16 protein-coding genes are annotated in these 17323 nt (G+C 67.2%); 5 read left to right on the top strand and 11 right to left on the bottom strand.

Annotated features, from left to right (window positions below; genetic code table 11):
• Positions 1-76 precede the first annotated feature (76 nt).
• Entirely contained in the window at positions 77-2677 is a 2601-nt protein-coding gene (locus AB0M22_RS12265) for a LuxR C-terminal-related transcriptional regulator (protein WP_364724483.1), read from the top strand.
• Between the two features lie 84 nt (positions 2678-2761).
• On the opposite strand, the gene AB0M22_RS12260 is transcribed toward AB0M22_RS12265, so the two are convergent.
• Entirely contained in the window at positions 2762-4273 is a 1512-nt protein-coding gene (locus tag AB0M22_RS12260) for a glycosyltransferase family 39 protein (RefSeq protein WP_364724481.1), read from the bottom strand.
• Between the two features lie 487 nt (positions 4274-4760).
• On the opposite strand from AB0M22_RS12260, the gene AB0M22_RS12255 reads away from it, so the two are divergent.
• Positions 4761-5714 (top strand): hypothetical protein, encoded by a 954-nt coding sequence (locus tag AB0M22_RS12255; protein WP_364724479.1) that lies wholly within the window; start codon positions 4761-4763, stop codon positions 5712-5714.
• Positions 5715-5746: 32 nt separating this feature from the next.
• Here AB0M22_RS12255 and AB0M22_RS12250 read toward each other — a convergent pair whose 3' ends face one another.
• The 3 genes from AB0M22_RS12250 to AB0M22_RS12240 form a co-directional block, all read right to left on the bottom strand.
• A complete protein-coding gene (locus tag AB0M22_RS12250; protein WP_364724477.1) occupies positions 5747-6580 on the bottom strand; it encodes an alpha/beta hydrolase in 834 nt (277 codons plus the stop codon).
• A 294-nt stretch (positions 6581-6874) separates the two neighbouring features.
• Positions 6875-7444: a methylated-DNA--[protein]-cysteine S-methyltransferase gene (locus AB0M22_RS12245; RefSeq protein ID WP_364724474.1), complete on the bottom strand. Its 570-nt coding sequence runs from the start codon at positions 7442-7444 to the stop codon at positions 6875-6877.
• Between the two features lie 55 nt (positions 7445-7499).
• A complete protein-coding gene (locus tag AB0M22_RS12240; RefSeq protein WP_364724471.1) occupies positions 7500-7931 on the bottom strand; it encodes a hypothetical protein in 432 nt (143 codons plus the stop codon).
• A gap of 62 nt (positions 7932-7993) precedes the next feature.
• Here AB0M22_RS12240 and AB0M22_RS12235 point away from each other — a divergent pair, with 62 nt between their 5' ends.
• Positions 7994-9499 carry a PLP-dependent aminotransferase family protein gene (locus AB0M22_RS12235; RefSeq protein WP_364724468.1) on the top strand — a complete coding sequence of 502 codons (1506 nt, stop codon included), beginning with the start codon at positions 7994-7996 and terminating at the stop codon, positions 9497-9499.
• Positions 9500-9531: 32 nt separating this feature from the next.
• Here the strand turns inward: AB0M22_RS12235 and AB0M22_RS12230 are convergent, their stop codons facing one another.
• The gene (locus tag AB0M22_RS12230) at positions 9532-10116 is read right to left on the bottom strand and encodes a helix-turn-helix domain-containing protein (RefSeq protein ID WP_364724466.1); all 585 of its coding nucleotides are present in this window, start codon (positions 10114-10116) and stop codon (positions 9532-9534) included.
• A 133-nt stretch (positions 10117-10249) separates the two neighbouring features.
• On the opposite strand from AB0M22_RS12230, the gene AB0M22_RS12225 reads away from it, so the two are divergent.
• Entirely contained in the window at positions 10250-11068 is an 819-nt protein-coding gene (locus tag AB0M22_RS12225; RefSeq protein WP_364724463.1) for an SDR family oxidoreductase, read from the top strand.
• A gap of 63 nt (positions 11069-11131) precedes the next feature.
• On the opposite strand, the gene AB0M22_RS12220 is transcribed toward AB0M22_RS12225, so the two are convergent.
• Positions 11132-12229 carry a CaiB/BaiF CoA-transferase family protein gene (locus AB0M22_RS12220; protein WP_364724459.1) on the bottom strand — a complete coding sequence of 366 codons (1098 nt, stop codon included), beginning with the start codon at positions 12227-12229 and terminating at the stop codon, positions 11132-11134.
• Positions 12230-12565: 336 nt separating this feature from the next.
• Here AB0M22_RS12220 and AB0M22_RS12215 point away from each other — a divergent pair, with 336 nt between their 5' ends.
• On the top strand, positions 12566-13048 hold the full coding sequence (locus tag AB0M22_RS12215) for a DUF456 domain-containing protein (RefSeq protein WP_364724457.1): 483 nt from the start codon (positions 12566-12568) through the stop codon (positions 13046-13048).
• Between the two features lie 13 nt (positions 13049-13061).
• Here the strand turns inward: AB0M22_RS12215 and AB0M22_RS12210 are convergent, their stop codons facing one another.
• The 5 genes from AB0M22_RS12210 to AB0M22_RS12190 form a co-directional block, all read right to left on the bottom strand.
• Positions 13062-14357, bottom strand: a complete 1296-nt coding sequence (locus tag AB0M22_RS12210; protein WP_364724454.1) for a prenyltransferase/squalene oxidase repeat-containing protein — start codon at positions 14355-14357, stop codon at positions 13062-13064.
• Between the two features lie 15 nt (positions 14358-14372).
• A complete protein-coding gene (locus tag AB0M22_RS12205; RefSeq protein WP_364724451.1) occupies positions 14373-15038 on the bottom strand; it encodes a class I SAM-dependent methyltransferase in 666 nt (221 codons plus the stop codon).
• 25 nt (positions 15039-15063) lie between these two features.
• A complete protein-coding gene (locus AB0M22_RS12200; RefSeq protein WP_364724448.1) occupies positions 15064-15618 on the bottom strand; it encodes a hypothetical protein in 555 nt (184 codons plus the stop codon).
• 96 nt (positions 15619-15714) lie between these two features.
• On the bottom strand, positions 15715-16146 hold the full coding sequence (locus tag AB0M22_RS12195) for a hypothetical protein (RefSeq protein ID WP_364724446.1): 432 nt from the start codon (positions 16144-16146) through the stop codon (positions 15715-15717).
• 248 nt (positions 16147-16394) lie between these two features.
• Positions 16395-17267, bottom strand: a complete 873-nt coding sequence (locus tag AB0M22_RS12190) for an amidohydrolase family protein (protein WP_364724443.1) — start codon at positions 17265-17267, stop codon at positions 16395-16397.
• Between the last annotated feature and the right edge of the window lie 56 nt (positions 17268-17323).

Raw genomic sequence — 17323 nt, 5'->3', positions numbered from 1 at the left:
AGCCCGGCTGAATGATTGTGGCCGTTCATCGTTCGTTGTCTGGGTTACATGATCGGTTACAACTACAGTAAGAGTTATGGCTCGGAACTGGCCGATGGTCGAGCGCGTGACCGAGTTCGAGGCGATCCGCGCTGCCCTCACCGGCACGGAACATGTCGGCGCGGTCCTCACCGGTGATGCCGGTGTCGGCAAGACAACGCTGGCCAGGCAGGCAACGGCCGCGGTCGGCGGCAATATCCGCTGGGTGGCGGGCACCGAATCGGCGCGCAGTATTCCGCTGGGGGTGTTCGCCCACATGGTCGGCGTCTATACGGCGCACGATCCGGTGACGTTCATGTCCGCGGCCAGGGAGGCACTGCTCGCGGACGGGCACACCATCATCGGGGTGGACGACGCGCATCTGCTCGATCAGCTGTCCGCGACGCTGCTCTTGCAGCTGGCCATCGACAAGGCGGCGCACATCGTGGCCACCGTGCGCAGCGGGGTGCAGGTGCCCGACGCGGTGACCTCGCTGTGGAAAGACGGCCACCTGCTGCGCATCGACCTCAATCCGTTCACCCAGCGGCAGAGCGTCGACCTGGTGGAGTCGATGCTCGGCGGGCAGCTCGAGGGGTTCACCGCCAACCTGATGTGGGAGTCGTCCGGCGGAAACGCGCTGTTCCTCAGGCATTTGGTGGAGGGCGCGCTGGAAGCGGGCTCGCTGCGTCAGGTGAACGGGGTCTGGCAGCTGCGCGGGCGCGCGGCGGTGACCTCGGAACTGGCTGCGCTGCTGGAAGATCGGGTCGAGCAGCTACCCGATGACGTGTTGCATGTGCTGGAGCTGCTCACCTTCTGCGAGCCGATCGACCTCGACGTGCTGTCCGAACTGGCCGGCGAGGAGGCGGTGGAGTCCGCCGAAACCCGTGGCGTCATCAGGGTTGTCGAGAATGGGCATCAGCTGTCCGTGCGCTACAACCATCCGCTGTTCGGTGAGGTGATCCGGCGCAGGCTCGGCATCGCGTCGGCTCGCCGGTTGCGCGGCAGGCTGTACTCCTCGCTCAAGGAGCGGCCGATCAATTCCGCCGCCGACCGGATCCGGCTGGCCGAATTGGCCTTGGACAGCGACAAATCCGCCGATCTGGAGTTGTTCGAGGCGGCCGCCGCGGATGCCATCGGCCTGGCGAATCTGCCGCTGGGCGAACGCTTTGCGCGGGCGGCGGTGGAACGTCGCGGCGGGGTGGAATCGGCCGACCTGCTCGCCCGGGCGTTGCTGTGGCAGGGCCATCGCATCGAGGCCGAACGCACCTTGGCCAGCTTCGACCCGGACCAGCTCACCGAGGTGCAACTGGCCCGCTGGGGCAGCACCAGGGTGGCGAATCTGCTGTGGGCCATGGGTGATGCCGATCAAGCCGACCAGGTGCTGAAACTGGTGCGCAGCAAGGTAGAGCACCCGAAGATCGCGGCCATCCTCGACGGGCTCGCCTCCGCCTGCGCGGTCAACGAGAACCAGATCGACATCGCGATCACCGAGGCGGAAAAGGTGATGGCGCTGAAAGGCGCACCGGCGTGGGCGATCTGGTGGGCCTCCTTCGGCGGTGGGCTCGCGCTGACCCTGATGGGCAAGGGCTCGGCCGCACTGGAGTACGCGGCGCGCGGGCACGAGGTGGAGAGCGAGATCGACGGGCTCAACCGGTTCATGTCGACGCACGCCGAGGTGCTCGCGCTGTTCCTGACCGGCGACCTCGAGGCCGCGCGGCGTTGTGCCACCGACTATTTCGGCTACTCGGCGCCGGGGCAATACCTGGCGTGGGGCATGTCGAAGATCTTGCAGGGCACCGTCGATGTGGCGCAGGGGCATTTCCCGGACGCCATCGAGAATCTGGAGCAGGCGTTGGCCGCGCTCGCCGCGGAGGGGGCGGCCGCGTGGATGTTCCCCGCGAGAATCCGGTTGGCCGAGGCGTATTCGGCGCTCGGCCGATCCACCGAGGCGGCCGAGGCCATCGCGGAGGCGACCGCGCGCGGTGGCCGGCACAGTGCGGTCTATGAGCCGCAGCTCGAAATCGCGCGGGCCTGGCATGCCGCCGCGGAGGGCACCGTCACCCCGGCCATCCGGCTCGCGATGAGCGCGGCCGATGCGGCCGCCCGGTCGAACCAGCACGCGATCGAGGCGATGGCGCTGCACGCTGCCGCGCGCTTCGGTGAGCAGTCCGCGGCGGGCCGGCTCGCCGATCTCGCGGCCCGGGTGGACGGCAAGCTGGTGCAGGCGCAGGCCAAGCACGCGGTCGCGCTGGCCGCGCACGATGGGCCCGGACTCGATGCTGCCGCAGCCGAATTCGAGCGGATCGGGGCGTTGCTGTCCGCGGCCGACGCGGCCGCCCAGGCGGCGTCCGCGCACGAGCGCGCGGGTGATCGTCGCCGGCTGCTGGAGTCCGCTGCCTCGGCCAATCGGCTTGCCGCGGTGTGCGGCGGTGCCAGTACTCCTGCGCTGCGGCAGGCTGCCCAGCCGTTGCCGTTGACTGCTCGGGAGCGCGAGATCGCCAATCTCGTTGCGGCAGGGCTGTCCAACCGGCAGATCGCGGACCGGCTCACGGTTTCGGTCCGCACGGTGGAAGGGCACCTGTACCGGGCCTGCATCAAGATGGACGTCACCGATCGCGAGTCCCTCGGCGCGCTGATGCGCGGCGAGTCCGCCAGCTGAATCGTTCCCGCACCGCCTTTGATTTCCCGCACCAGAAATCGCATGCGATTCCAGGTGCGGGAAATCAGAAGGGGTGCGGCGCGGTTATTGCTCGCGCAGCTGGGGCCAGAGGGTGTTCCAGGGGACGGTTCGGTCCACTAAAAGCGTTGCCAGGTCGGGGATTACCGGTTGCGTGCTGGTGAACGCGGCGGTGAGCAGCGGGGTCGGGGTGCCGATATACAGGACCGTCGTGGCGGATTCAGGTGGGGCACCGAAGTAGTAGTAGGCACGGTGCGCGCTATAGGCGCGGGGTAGGCCGGTCGAATCGCGGTGCAGGTCTACGGCCGCCGCGAACGGATAGCTTTCGGCGACGATGGCGGTGCGGGGTCGTATCTCGGCGGGGAGTTCGTTGTAGGCCGCGGCGACGGCGTCGGAGAGATCGCCGATCATGGTGTCGGACTGGGCGAATGCTTTCGCGGTCAGCATCAGGGTGGTGTCCGGGATGTGTTCGGCCCAGGAGCGCGGGTACACCGGAACGGCCGCCGCCCCCATCGCGATGCCGATCACCAGCGCGACCGCGACCAGGACGCGGATGACGACCTGCCTGGCCAGCGAGGCCACGACCACCGCGCCCGCGGCGATCGGCAGCGCGTACAGACCGCACGCATAGTAGGAGCGGCCCGAACTCACCAGGTAAGCAAGGAAAACCAGGACCAGCGCGGCACCGGCGAACCGGTACGTCCGAAACCGCTTGCTGATCAACAACATAGGCAGGCCGATGAGCAACAGCGGCAATCCGATCGCCAGGCCCGCCCCGGAAGCGCTGTCCCACAGGAACCGTCCCACTCCGGGGAACTCCGCCGCCACGACCTCGGACATGTGCGTGTACGGCCACCGATTCTGGTTCTGCCACAACAGATTCGGGACCGTCGCCACCGCGGCGACGGCACCGCCCAGCCACAGCGCGGGCCGGCCGGCCAAGCGCCGCGGTCCGAACACCAACGAGCACAGCATGAGTGCCACCCACAGCGCGGGCACCAGGAACTTCGTCTGCAACGAAAACACCGTCACCAGACCGGCATAGAGCAACAGCCGATCGTCGGGCCGCCCTTCCGCGTGCAGCCGGGCCCACCGGACGACCAGCCAGACGATCGCGGTCCAGAATGCCGGATCCAGCGAATACGTTGCCAGCCAATGACACAGGACCACCGCCGAGGACAGCGCGTACCCGATCGACGCCAGCACCTGCGCGCCGCGACCACCGCCCAGCTCTCGCGCGATCAGCGCGGTCAGGATCGTCCCGGCGACCGCCGCGAGGGTGGCGGGCAGCCGCAGCATGATCAGCGAGTCCGGCGCGAGGTGACTCATCGCCGATGCCAGCGCGGGTACCAGGGCGGGCTGGTCGAAATACCCCCACGCCAAGTGATCTCGGCCCGCGACCACGAAATACGCCTCGTCGAAGAAGTATCCGTAGTTCCGGCTGGCGATGAGCAAGGCCAGCCCGACCACGCCCGCGACCGCGAGCATCGGGCCCCAGGCGATCCGCGGTAGTGCCGATTCGGGCTCGGCGACCACTGGTTCGGCGAAGTCCGGCGAACCAGCCGTTGCAGTGGTCATGTCCACCCTCCGTCATAGCCTGCCGAGGTCGACCGCGAGTGCGGGCAGACCGATTCTGCAACCGGCCCCCGCCTTGCCGAATCCGCCGCAGGTAGCGCTCGGACTCCCGCCAAAGGACTACGGACACCCGCCGCAGGGACGACCTCGGTGCGTGCGGATCCCCCACGGCGGGTACTTCTCGGTGCTTGCCGCGGCCGGGTGCGACTCGACGAAACAGTGGCCGAATCTCGTTCTGGCTGAGGTGGTTAGCGACGATGCATTACTCAAGTCAATCCAGATAGTGATCTTTCAGCTAATTTCAATTCTGCCGACTAGCGCCGACAGTATTTGCTGCAATTCGGACATTTAGCGGGCGTAATTCAGTGGATCGAGGAAATGTGAAGTCGGTTTCTCGACTTGACAGCATCCGTTCAGCTAAAGATAGGGTGCGAGCGCGCAGTACGCGGGGACGTGCTGGCTGACCCAAACCTGATGGTGGTGCTTCGACGTGGCTCGTCGGTATCTCGAACTGAACAATCCGACGACCCGACGCGGCCTGCGCCCGCTCGTCGGCGCGCTCCCGCTGGCCGTCGCGGTCGCCTGCGCGGGCGTGGCGGTCGCCGACCCCGGCACCCCGACCCAGCCCGGCGTGACCACGCCGAGTGCGCCGAGCGCCCCGGTCGCGCCCGAGCGTTCGCCGAGCCAGCCCGGCGTCAGCACCCCGAACCAGCAGGGCGTCACCGGCCCGAAGCCCGCGCCGGCCGATCCCGCGGACACCCAGAGCCTCAACTACGCCCGCCCGGTGCCGACACCGGAACCGGCCCCGCCGATCCAGCCGCAGCAGCTGCACACGCCGCAGCCGGTCGAGCCCGTCGCGCCGATCGCCCCGCCCCCGCGCACCCTCCGGATCGGCGACTTCTCCGCCCCGGCCCCGAACGAGGTGCCCAACGAACTGCTCGACGGGGTCAACGACACCGCAGCGGGCGTCGAGGCGGCCATCGCCACCGGCGGCCGTTCCATCGGCATCAACCCGACCCGCTCCGACAAGATCGCCGCCGCGACCGCGGCCGGTGCGGTCGGCGGCGCGGTGGCCGGTGCCGCGATCGCCGGGATCCCCGCCGCCGTGGTCGGCGGAGTCGGCGGCGCGGCCATCGGGGCCGGCGTCGGCGCGGGCATCGGCTTCGTGGTCGGCGTCGCGGGCACCGCCGCGGGTGGTGCGATCGCGGCCGCTGCCGCCGGAATCCCGACCGCCGGAGCCGGTGCGCTCCCGGCCGTGGGCGCGGCCTTCGTTGCGGCGTGGCCGATCGCCGCGGCGACCACCGGAGCGGGCGCCGCGATCGGCGCGGGTGCCGGCGCGGTGGCCGGTGCGGCCGTGCTCGGCATCCCCGCCGCAGTGGCGGGTGGCGTCGCCGGTGGTCTACTCGGCGGCAGCGCGGGCGCGGGCTTCGGCGCTACTGCCTGACGGCTGTCAGGTCCGCGCTCGGCTACGGCGCGTTAGCCGGCGTTTTCCGCTGCGCCGGTGAGAAATTCACCCGCGGGCGGGGCGAGCAGGCCGACGTTCGGGTTGTGGCTGAGTTTGGCGACTTCCTGGAGTTCGGCGTCGGGGAGGACGGCGGCGATCGCCTTGGCGCCCTTGCGGAGCAGCGCATCGCTCTTGGCGCCCGCGATGACCAGGGTCTGCGCCTTGACGGCGGTCCAGTCCGCGGGACGCAGCGGTTCGCCGCGCATGAACTCGCGCATGACCGCCCAGTCGTGCGGGGTCGAGTTCGCGGTGGCGAGCAGGTTCTTCCAGAACGGGGTGAAGCGCATGACGGAGACGAACGGGCGCGGGACGCCCATCGCCTTGGTCATGTAGAAGCGGACGGTATCGGCGCGGCGGTCGGCGGCGACCAGTTCGTGCAGCGTCTGTTCCAGATCGGCGGCCGGAACGAAACCCTCGTGGTCGACCACGAACGGCGGCTCGAACGCGACCACCTTGGTGATGCCGAGGATGCGCCCGGACCCGGCGGCCCGCAGCGCGAGCGCCGCGCCGGACGACCAGCCGAACAGCATCGCCGACCCGCCCGCGGCCTCGATCAGGGCGGCGAGGTCGTCGATCTCGCGTTCGACGTCGTAGCCGCCGGTGGCCTCGGTGCTGTCGCCGCGGCCGCGCCGGTCGTAGTTGAGCACGGTGAGGCCGTAGTGCTCGTTGAGCGCGGTGGCCAGCTCGACCATCTTGGGGAACTTGCGGTAGCCGAACGCGCCGCCGATCAGGATCACCGTTCCGGCATGGCCCTCGTGGCGGTCGTACGCGATCACCGTTCCGTCGGCGGAGGTCACGGTCTCCACAACAGTCTCACTTTCGCAGCGGGGTGTCGGCCAACGGTCGTTGGTGCCTATGCCTGTTCAGACGGTGCCGGGTGGGTGAATTCATCGGCGGCCGCGGCGGCCGGATCAGCACCCGGAAGTCTGTGATGCTGCTCACTATGCCGTTCTCGTGCGTGGTACGGCCCGGTACGTCGGTGAACGTTATTTACGGACAACCGTCCAGGATTGGCGATCGGTCCCGCCGCCGGCGGGATTGTGCTCGGCCCGCGGCGCGTGCACCGCGTGCACCGCGTGCCGCGCGTGAGAACCGTTCACTCAGAACAGGGTTGGTTCGCCGAACCCAGGGGTGCGTTCGATTTCCAGCAGGTTCTGCTTGGTGGTGACGCCGCCGGGCGCGGAGAAACCGGTCAGCGCGTTGTCCGCGGCGAGCACCCGGTGGCACGGGATGATCAGCGGAATCGGATTGCGGCCCAAGGCTTGTCCGACCGCCTGGGCGGCGCCGGGCTGGCCGATGCGGTCGGCCACCTGGCCGTAGGTGAGCGTGTGGCCGGGATCGATGGCGCGGGTGACCTCGTAGACCGCGCGGTGGAATTCCGGAATTCCGCTGGTGTCCAGAGGGATCCAGCGCAGGTCGTCGAGTTCGCCGGCGAGGTGGGCGCGGATGCCCGTGATGGCCTCGGCGATCGCGCCGGTGGGGGTCTGTTCGCGGACCTCGTCGTCCGGCAGGCCGGTGCGGCGGCGGGTGATGCGCGCGCGGGTCGCGGCCGGGTTTGCCTCGGGGAGCTGGAACCGGATCACGGTCGCACCGCTCCACGCGATCGCGCAGAGGCCGATCGCGGTGTCGAAGAGTGTCGCCTCGGCGGACAGGCAACGGGGGGCGCTCATGCTTTCAGTGTGCACGGCGGCACCGACAAATTTCGCTATTCCAGTCCAGTTTTACTCAACTGGCCTTGCTGTCGAGGGTGCTCGGGTCCGTGACGAGTCGCCGGACGCCCTTGGCCGGCCGCCGCGGCGCGGTGAGGCCGGGCGCGACGGTGCGCCGCGACCGCCATGCGTACTGGTCAGCCGGCATTTCGGCGGTCGGCCGAGTCGGTTCGGCGAGGACCGGTGCGGCCGGAACCGCCTTCGGCTGCACGGGTTCCGGCTCGTGGACGGCGGCCGGTTCCGCTTCCGGCACATCGCGGCGACCGTAGATCGCGGCCAGATCCGAGTAACGCCGCTGCTCGTCGTAGTAGGAAGAGGTCCAGTCGGACATCGGGGTGCGTGGATGGAACCGTTCCAGGCGGAATGCCCGCTCGGCGCCGCGCGGTATGGAGCGATAGACCAGGTAGCCGAAGGCGGCGACGATGATCAGGGTGGCAAGTGTGGTCATGAGGCAAGCCTGCGCCCAGACTGGCCTTGCTTTAAATATCCACTCCCTCGATACTGGACCTTATGGCGACGAGAGTTATCGGAGCGGGCACGCTGGCTCGCGACCTGGGCCGGTGGCGGAACGTGGATGAGGACGGCGAGATCGAGTCGACTCGGCGGTCCGCGCGCCCGGCGTATCTCGCACTCGCCGAGGGCATTCGGCTGCTGATCCACGACGGCCGCGCCCCGCTCGGCGTCGCGCTGCCCAGCGAGCGCGACCTGGCCGGCACCCTCGGGGTCAGTCGTACGACGATCACCTCGACCTACTCCCTGCTGCGCGAGAACGGCTACCTGATCAGCAGGCAGGGCTCGCGCAGCACCGTCGCCCTGCCGCGCGACGTGCAGCACGACGGCAGCAAGCCGGCCCGGAGCATCCTGGCGATGATGGCGGCCTCCGAGCTGCCGACCATCGACATGACCTATGCCGCGATGGCCGCGCCGCTGGAAATGCAGGAGGCGTATTCGGTTGCGCTGGAGGGCCTTCCGGCCTACCTCGGCACGCACGGCATGGACCCGGTCGGCGTGCTCGCGCTGCGCGAGGCGATCGCCCGCCGATTCACCGAGCGCGGCCTGCCCACCGAGCCGGACCAGATTCTGGTCACCCTCGGCGCCCAGCACGGCCTGCGCCTACTGCTGAACGTGCTCACCGCGCCCGCGGCGCGAGTACTCATCGACCACCCGACCTACCCGAACGCCATCGAGGCGATCCGCGACGTCGGTGCCCGGCCGGTGCCGGTGCCGCTGCGCCCGGAGTCCCCGGGCCAGGGCTGGGACCTCGACGGAATCCGCAGTGCCGCACGGCAAACCGCGGCGACCCTGGCCTACCTGGTGCCGGACTTCAACAACCCGACCGGCCTGCTGCTGGACGCGGACGGCCGCGCGGAACTGGCCGCCATCGCCAGGGAAACCAGGATGACCGTGGTGATCGACGAGTCGATGGCCGATCTACACCTGACCGGCGAGCCGCAGCAGCCGCCGGTCGCGGCGTTCGCCAAGGGCAACGAGATCGTCACCATCGGCTCGGCCTCGAAGTCGTTCTGGGGCGGCCTGCGGGTCGGCTGGATCCGGACCAACCAGCCGCTGATCACCAAGCTGCTCGGCATCCGCTCCACGGTCGACCTCGGCACCCCGGTGATGGACCAGCTGGCCACCTGCCACCTGCTGGCCAACGCGGACACCATCCTCGACCGCCGCCGAGACCAGTTGCGTGCTCAGCGTGCCGCGTTGGTCGAGACGGTGGCCGAGGAGCTGCCGGATTGGCGGCTCAGTTACGGCGCGGGCGGTATGTCCGTGTGGGCGCAGCTACCCGCTCCGGTCTCCACCGCGCTGGCCGCCACCGCGCCCAATCACGGCGTATTGCTCGCTGCCGGACCGCGATTCGGCGTCCAGGGTGCGTTCGAGCGGTTCATCCGGTTGCCGTTCACCCATCAGGAACCGGAACTCCGCTTGGCGGTCAAGGCAATTGCCGCCGCCTACGAGGCGCTGACTCCGCGTGCGGCGGATCCGCTGCAACCGCTCACCTGCTACTGATGTCGTTGCCTCGCAAGGGGTGACGCGGGCGGCTACCGGCGGGTGCCGACGCCGCGGAGCAGCGTGTCGATGACTCGCCCCGCGAGGGTGTCCGGGTCGGTGGTGCCGTCCAATTCGGTGCTGCCGTGCACGGTTTCGGTGATCAGCGCGAGATAGACCCGCCGGACCCAGGTGAGGTCGGCGTCGGCCGCGATCAATCCGTCGGCGCGCGCGCGACCCAGCGCCGCATCGCATTTCGCGTAGACGTCCGCCTGGAGTTCGGCGACCTCGGGGTCGGTACTTTCCACCCGTTCGAGCGCGTACGCGGCCCCGTACTTGACCTCGATGACATTGGCGGTGGCCTGATGCAGCGCGACCAGCGGCGGGGCGGTCAGCGGCCGGGCGGCGTCGACCGCGGCCGCGATCCGCCGCCAGGCGGCGACCGCCATGGTGCGCACCAGATCGTCCCGATTGGCGAAGCGGCGGTGCACGGTCGTGCGCGCCACTCCGGCGGCCTCGGCGATCTGCTCGAGCGTCGCGTGCGGGTTCTCGCTCAGCACCCGTTCCGCCGCGTCCAGGATGGCGCGGACGGTGCGCTCGGCGTCGGCGCGCAGGGGCCGTGCGGACGTGGACGACATGGGTGCTCCGTTCCGTGGTTCTCCACAACACACTACATATGAGCTGCGGTTTATCGTGAAGATGCAACACTAATGTTGCAGTTAAGCGAGATAGCGCTACTATGATGTTGCATCAATTCGAAGGAGCTACGACATGACCCGCACTGGAAACACCGCTCTCGTCACCGGCGCCTCGTCCGGGATCGGCGCCGAATTCGCGGCCGCGCTGGCCGCCCGCGGCGACGACCTGGTCCTGGTGGCCCGATCGCTGCCGCGTCTGGAATCACTTGCCGCACAACTGCATCAGCAGCACGGCGTGCGCGTCGAGGTCATCGGCCAAGACCTCACCGCGCCGGACGCCGCCGCCCGGGTGGCGGATGAGCTTGCGGCACGCGACCTTTCGGTCGACGTCCTGATCAACAACGCGGGCTTCGGCAGCGCGGGCCGCTTCGAGGACCTCGACGCCGACCGCGAACAGGACCAGCTGATGGTCAATGTCGTTGCGCTGGCGGGGCTCACCCGCCGCTTGATTCCGGCCATGGTCGAGCGCGGCCGCGGTGAAATCGTGAACGTCGCCTCTATTGCGGCTTTTCAGCCGTCGCCGTACTTCGCGACGTACTCCTCCGGCAAGGCGTTCGTGCTGAACTTCAGCCTGTCGCTGTGGAGCGAATACCGCGGCCGCGGCATCAAGGTGCTCGCCGTCTGCCCCGGCCCGACCGAGACGGCGTTCTTCGACACCGTCGGCACCCGCGATGCCGCGTTGGGCCAAATGGGCAGTGCCGCACAGGTTGTCCGGTCGTCGCTGCGTGCGCTGGAGCGCAACAAGGGTTACGTCGTGCCCGGCGTGCAGAACTTCGCCAGTGCGCATCTGCTGCCCCGCCGCCCGCGCACCATGGTGGCCCGCATCGCCAAGCTCGTCACTCGTGGACTGGCGGACGGCGGCCGTCCGATCGAGGCACCGGTCGCCGCCTGACCCGGCCGGCCATGGACACACGCAAGGCCCCGGGGCGCGCCCGAGGCCTTCGGTGTCGAGAAGTCAGTCGGCCCAAACGGATTCGATCGGCGTCGCCTCGTTGGGCGGCGGGGTCGGAATGCCGTTCGGGGTACGGGAGAACCGCGGCGCCGGCGCGTGCTGGGTGATGTTGTCGACCTCGATCAACGACCCGCGGGCCGCGATGTGCTCGTTCTTCGTGGCCTCCTCGAAGGTGAGCACGGGGGAGACGCAGGCGTCGGTGCCGACGAAGATCTCCGCCCATTCGTCGCGGTTCTTGGTCAGGAAGCGCTCGGTGAACAGCTTTTTCAGCGTTTCCTGGCCGGCCGGATCGAGCTGGAAGGGCAGGCCCTCCGGGTCGATGCCGAGGCCCGCGAGCAGCTGCGCGTAGAACTGCGGCTCGATCGAGCCGACCGCCATGTACTTGCCGTCGGCGGTCTCGTAGGTGTCGTAGAACGCCATTCCGGTGTCGAGCAGGTTCACGCCGCGCTCGTCGGACCACGCGCCGTACCCGCGCATGCCCCAGATCATGTGCGAAAGGGCCAGCGCGCCATCGACCATCGCCGCGTCGACGACCTGGCCCTTGCCCGAGGTCTGCCGCTCGACCAGCGCGGCCAGCAGGCCGAAGACCAGGAACATCGAGCCGCCGCCGAAGTCGCCGACCATGTTCAACGGCGGCACCGGGCGCTCGCCCTTGCGGCCGATGGCGTGCAGCACGCCGGTGATGGAGATGTAGTTGATGTCGTGCCCGGCGCGATCGGCGAGCGGGCCCTCCTGGCCCCAGCCGGTCATCCGCCCGTAGACCAGGCGCGGGTTGCGTGCGAGCGCGTCGTCCGGGCCGAGTCCCATCCGTTCGGTCACGCCCGGCCGGAAGCCCTCGATGAGCACGTCCGCCCGCTCGACCAGCCCGAGCACCTTCTCGATGTCGGCCGGGTCCTTGAGGTTCGCCTCGACGATGGTCCGCCCGCGCTGCTGCGGCCGGTCGAACCCGCCGGGGAGCTGCCCCGCGCGCTGGATCCGCACCACGTCGGCGCCCAGATCGGCGAGCAGCAGCGCGGCGTGCGGGCCCGGGCCGATACCGGCCAGCTCGATGACCTTGATGCCCGCCAGCGGGCCTTTAGCGGCGGTGGATGGAGTGCTCACGCCCTACCTCGGTTCGTCGTTGATCCAGCACACCGGCACTGCGGCGGCGCTTCGGGAAGCGGACCGGCCGGTGTATTGACAGTATGACAATAACGCTGCCTCATCCATCGCCGCGGTCGCCGGGGGCACCCTTGCTCCGGGGTCGTGCGCGGACGCATCCGGTACGACACAATCTCAGCAGCGCACCAATCGCGGGAACGTCCGGCGAGCCCGCGCGGTGAGGTGGAGTCATGCGAGAGACCGACGGGGCGCGGTCGTGAGCGAGCGCCAGCGAGCGAACCGAAGTCACAGCGCGCCTGCGCGAACGGCGGAGCCGAGCGTCAGCGAGGCGGAGTCGTGAGTGCGGCGGGGGAGGTCGTCGTCGGCCTGGTCATTCTGGTCGGACTGCTCGGCATCATCATCCCGATCCTGCCGGGCGTCATCCTGATCTTCGGCGCAATCGCGGTGTGGGCCTTCATGACCGGCGGCGCGACCGCCTGGATCGTCTTCGGCATCAGCACCGCACTGTTGGTACTGTCCGGCGTCATCAAATACACCTGGCCCGGCCGGAAGATGAAGGACGCGGGCGTGGCCAACCGCTCGCTCGTGCTCGGCGCGGTCCTCGGCATCGTCGGGTTCTTCGTCATCCCCGTGGTCGGCCTGTTCGTCGGCTTCGTGCTCGGCGTCTACCTCTCCGAACTCCAGCGCCTGCGCATCGGCCAACAGGCTTGGCAGTCAACGGTGCACGCGCTCAAGGGCGTCGGCCTGTCCATGCTCATCGAACTCCTCGGCGCCCTGCTCGCCACCGGCGCCTGGGTGATCGGCGCGATCGCCGCCTGAGAAGGTCAGTCGGTCACCTCAGTCGGCGTGTTTCTTGAACCAGGAGCAGGACAAGCGGCAGGACGAGGCTTAATGCGATGTCTTTCGGCTCGATCACGCCGAGCCTCCACAGCACCAGACTGCCTGCTACACAGGCGATCAGCAGAAATGTGGCCCAGTGCCGCTTCGCCAAGGTGACCAACTGGTCGCGTCGTGACGACCAGCCAAGCCTGGCCAAAGGCGTATTTTTCGTGGTCCCCTGGCGCACGACGACAGCGTCGTCGCTCAACCAGTCGATGCGGCTGCCCGGCCGGTGGAAGGGCACGGTCCGGGCATCCATCACCGACAATACAAACGGATACACGTCCCAGATCGAACGGCCGGACGCGCTGTCGATATTCGGCCAATGACCGTCGGGCAGTTGGGAATCCATGACAGTTTTCAGGACCGCAGCCGTCACCGGCGGAACGCCACCGGGGTGCCGGAGCAGCGCCGAGAGCGCGAAGGGCATTCCGTGGTGCCACACCTGGCCATGCCACGTGACATCGCGGCCATCCACGTTTCCGGTGATGTTGTAGCTCTCCACCCGCGAGGCCTCATCGAAGATCGATGTGGAGTTCAAATGCCCGGTGAGCCAGCGGAATCCATGCTCGACCGCCTCTACGTGCTGTCGATCCGTACGAGCTGACGTCAGCTGGCGCAGCATCAGCAGACAATACGAGGTATGGACGACTGTCGGCTCCGACAGGCGGGATTCGCCCCATGCGGCGGGCGCGGAACGGGAACGTTGACGCACCAGCCAGTCGACCCCGCGATTGATCGCGGGGTCGAACGGACTGGCTTCGTGCAGCGCCTGTAGCGCCAAGCAAGTCAGCCAGGTTCGGGGCGGTTGACCGAGGAAGGATCCCCAGCCACCGCTACCGTCCTGGTTTGCCAGAATCCAATCCACGGCCTGGCCGAGATCCGGAGATGAATCGAGGCACTGCACTTTTGCGTACCCGAGAAACCTCGTGACCACCGCTGTCGCCTCGAGCAGGGGATGGCCGAAGCTCGTGTTGACGGCCCATCCGCCGTTGCACAATGGATCGGTTGAAACCAGCTGTCGCGATCGCAGAAACTGAAGTCCGGCACCGAGCAGCGATGACTGCGCATCGCATCGGACAAGGGTCTCCAACGCAACGGCCGTGGCCGACGGCCCTGGTGTTGGATCGTCCAGCCGGTGGTACCAGCCGCCGCCGTTCGACGTCGTCTGCGAGTGTGTCGAAACGAGCAGCTCGATCGATCGATCAACGATCTGATCGAGTAACGCTAGATCGAATCCTGGTATCACGGTAAATCGGTCCCGCTAGCTCTTCCTGGCGACAACTCGAATAAATGCACTCGGTGTTGTGCTTTGATAACATTCTGCTGGTTCGTCGAAAGATAGAATCTCCCAATCGGATAAGAGGAGGTTCCGGGTGTAATCCGTGGAAAAGAAATGCCGGACATGGCCTTTGCGTCGAAACATGTTGTCTTCCAACTGTTCGCCGAGGCCGAAAGAGGGATCCTTGGTGGATTTAACCATGAATGCCAGAAATCCACCGCTTCGCGTCGACCGGGCGATTTCCTTGAACAGTAGCGCGGTCACGGATTGCGTGAAATAATGTAATGAGAGGTGGCAAAAGACTCCGTCGAATTGGCTTATGCTGAACTCGGGGAGCTGCCCTTCGCTCATATCGTGTCGATCGAACAGTATGTTCACGCCGGCGGACAGGGCATTTTTCTGAGATTTTGCTATGGCAACTTCGGAAATATCTGATGCGTAAACCTTTGCGCCATTTTCGGCGAACAGTATGGCGTCCCGCCCCTGGCCGCAACCGAGCTCGAGGATGCTCTTCCCTGGTAGCGGGCTCAATGCCTCGATTAGCATATTGGTTAGTTTTTGTTGCGAACGACCTCGCCCGTAGATATCGCGCTCCGCGTGCCACTCGTCCCATATGTCGAGCTGTGTGACAACATGTCCCATCGGCATGGACGACATGCTAAACCTTCCGAGGTCAGCCGACAGGTACATCCTTCAAACTGGAGAGATTCCGAATCGTGTCGGCAATTGTGTCGTGATTTTGAAATACTAGGTAGTCCCACTCCGTCGGTCGTCCGACCTGTGCGGCCACGTGACGTCGGACCAGTTGTGACACGGCCGGATCCGGTATGTAGCTGACGCTGTCGCCCGGCTCTTGGTACATCAGATAACCCCGCTGTTCGACACCGGATCCGATGAAATCGGCGATCGAGCTGAATGAGCACCGCGGTACCGTGTCCGCTACGGTGTGCAGCGCATATTTGCCGGGAAGTATCTGCAGGTGGGCGTGTGTCACGCAGGCTGAACGGCGGATCTGCAGCGCACACGCGCCGTGCTCGAATATCGTCGCCGGGCCGTAATATGATTCAACCCGGCCCAGCACTTCCAGGACGAAAGCCGCGAACGCGGTTGCGCTGACCGAGATGGAACTGGTGGAGAACCAGTGCCGCTCCGGAACTACCAGGAGGTGACCGGGTGCCAGCGCCCCGAGCGCGGGAATCGCATACCCTGTTCCTGGCACTGCGGCCAACGGTCGATCATGCCGAGGCAGCTGCGTCGGAATGCTTCGTGGTATTTCGCAGAGAAAGCAGTCTGCAGTGGACATGTGAAACCTCGATCGTGAATATCAGGTCGATATGGATGTTGCGCCCCACGTGTGGAGAGCATCCAGGCATTGACTTCGTGTTTTGGTAACAACGGTTGCATGATAAATCAGCCAACTGCGCTTCTCGTATCCCGTGTCGCCCACATACGTAAAGACCGGAATATTCATGATATGTGCGTAGGTCAGCTCGCACGAGCAACCGATGTAATTTCGGTCCGGAATTGTCATGTCCATCAGAATTGCGTCTGCCGTGGCCAGGAGGGCTAGATCATCGGGAACGATGCGGTTGGCAAATTCAACCGAGTCCGTGCATTCGTCCCGTGCGGGAAGCTCGGAAGCCGTGAACGGGTCGATCATCTCGGCATCGATAAATCGCAGTTCTTTGCGCACGACTGCCGCCGTCTGCAAGATGCCGTCGCGTGGTTCGCCGTCCATCGCCCGTGCGAAGTACACGCGTAGCGGCAACCTGTCGACTTCGGCTCTGGCCGAGGCTCGCGCGCGGATTATGAGCCTATCTAAGAATTTTTCAGACCGGACGGCCGCTATTGTGCTGCGCACAAAGGAGTTCGCGCGATGGAGTGCCAGACTCGGTCTGTGATTCGCTGACAATGGGACCCCCTCCGGTATATCGAGTGTACCGGCGAGGGAAATCGAATAATGTCGGATATTCGGAGGACAACCGAAAGCCTTTGGCGAACGATCTACTCGATGACCGGAAACGGGATGGTGTCTGCCGCATCGGCTTTGGGAAGGGCATCGCGGCGGATGGGCAGCGTCGGCTGGTCGGTGTGTGTCAAGGGCAGCGTGGGGGTCGGGTCGGCCGGTAGGGGGCGGAGCCGGGCGGGGAGGCGGTAGAACGCGCGGGCGTTGTCTTCCAGGACGGCGAACATGTCGGTGCCGACCACGTCGCAGATGAGGTCGACGTCGGAGTCCTGGAAGGGGCGGCCCGCGCGGGTGCCGGGCAGGTCGGTGCCGAACATCAGGGCTTCCGGGTTGACCGCGTGAATGCGCCGCAGGGTGTCCGGCACGCTCAGCGCGACCCGCCCGAACCCGGTCGCCTTGACCCGCGCGCCGCGATCCACCAGATCCAGCAGGTAGGGCAGGCCCTCGTCGGACATGCCTAGGTGGTCGATGCAGAAGACCGGAAGTTTCGAGATCACCGGCTGCAACGACGCGAGCATCTGGCCGTCGATGTACACCTCGACGTGCCAGCCGACCAGCTCGTGCGCCCGCAGCGCCTGCAACGTCATGCCGGTGATGTCGGCGGCGGCCCGCTTGAGGTTGAACCGCAGCCCGCGCACGCCGATCCGGTCCAGTTCGAGGATCTCGTCGTCGGTGGCGTCCAGGTCGAGCCGGGTGACCCCGACCCAGCCCTCGCCGAGCTCGGCGAGGGCCGCCCTCAGGTACGTCTGATCGGTGCCCTGGAACGACCCGCTGACCACGGCTCCGCCGCCGACGTCGAAGCGGGACATGCGCTTTCGATAGTCGGCGATGGTGAACGGGCCGGGCAGGTAGCCCTCGTTCTCGAACCGCGGGAACCGCGGATCGAAGATGTGGAGATGGGCATCGAACACCTGTACAGAATGCCTCAGTGCGAGTTTTTCTGCTGTCGTGGAGGTAACAAACCCGG

Origin of the sequence: Nocardia sp. NPDC051756 (assembly GCF_040681495.1) — a bacterium.
In the GTDB taxonomy this organism is placed as follows: Bacteria; Actinomycetota; Actinomycetes; order Mycobacteriales; family Mycobacteriaceae; genus Nocardia.
Note: the sequence above shows the minus strand (reverse complement) of the source record. Positions and strands in the feature narration are given on the sequence as shown.